General features: G+C 44.5%; 2 protein-coding genes and 1 pseudogene. All 3 read right to left on the bottom strand.

All coding sequences use genetic code 11. The features are described from left to right. Positions 1 to 215: pseudogene (locus F6K49_RS51600) on the bottom strand (folate-binding protein); the annotation flags it as partial. Then, positions 205 to 603, bottom strand: coding sequence for a hypothetical protein (locus F6K49_RS51595; protein ID WP_293110754.1), 399 nt, complete (start codon positions 601 to 603; stop codon positions 205 to 207). The gene F6K49_RS51595 and the pseudogene F6K49_RS51600, both read right to left, overlap by 11 nt. Positions 604 to 755: 152 nt before the next feature. After that, a complete protein-coding gene (locus tag F6K49_RS51590; protein ID WP_293110752.1) occupies positions 756 to 899 on the bottom strand; it encodes a hypothetical protein in 144 nt (47 codons plus the stop codon). Positions 900 to 1,140 lie beyond the last annotated feature (241 nt).

Below are 1,140 nucleotides of genomic sequence, written 5' to 3'. Positions count from 1 at the left end.
AGATAGCGTAGTCGGTCATCACCAGATACTTTGATCAACCCCCAATGGCAAAAATCAACTAAGGCAACTCCCTGACGGGCTGCTTCAATCCCTGCTGCATCATTGCCAAAGCTTACTGGAATCATCCCTGAAGCTACCGACTCAAACTTTGCCCCAGCCAGGCGCTGGACATCTAGCAATTTTTGATTATTGATTGATAGTTGGTCATTTATCATTAGTATCTACCAGTGGCAATCCTGCCACAACTTCTTCTACTAGCTGTTTGGCTTTAGCATCTAGACACTGCCAATCTACCTCACCCGCTTGGTCAATCAGCATCGGATCAATTTCTACTGGCTGAGTGTCTAATTCAGACTGGGTGGGCTTATAGTCACGAAAACAGACTTGGAAACACAAATCCCATAAATTAATGGCGACTGTTGTATCTTGATGTGCCAAACACATCACATAGCCCGGTATGGGTGTAGTAACGTTTTGATAGGTGACTTTCCAGTTTGTTGGCTCCAACTGCCGCCGAATTTGGTCTATTATACGAATAAACGCCGGTTGCATCAGCAGTTGAGCTTGTTCCCATGCCAGCGTATCCTTAAATAAGGGTTTCATTAATTAACTCCCAAACAGCCCTTGAAGAGTGCTATTTTACCAGCCATTAAGGAAAACAACAATTATTCACAGGCCATCCGTTGCTCTTAATACTATACCGATATCTCTTATATACGATAACCAGATAATCGTAAGCGGTCAGCCGTCAGCGGTCAGCCGTCAGCGGTCAGCCAATAGCTGATAGCTGATAGCCAATAGCCAATAGCTGATAGCACTTCAAGTAGCGTGCGCTTAAGCTGATAGCTGATAGCTGATAGCTGATAGCCAATAGCTGATAGCCAATAGCTGATAGCCAATAGCTGAATGCTAATAGCTGAATGCTGATAGCTTACTGATAATCAGAATAGAAATTGTCACAGTCCTGGTCAATAATACCGATCAGCGTATGTTAAACATGAGACAGTTAGCAACCCGCCCCCTTGGTGCGGAGTTTTAAACTTCCTTTTTGTGAAATCTTAGGCACATCAATCCTATGTTAGGCAAGTTACTGGACGGGCGTTACCAAGTGACTCAAGTCCTCGGTTCCGGGGGATTTGG

This window comes from Moorena sp. SIO3I6, assembly GCF_010672095.1.
This window is presented reverse-complemented; position numbering and strand designations above follow the sequence as displayed.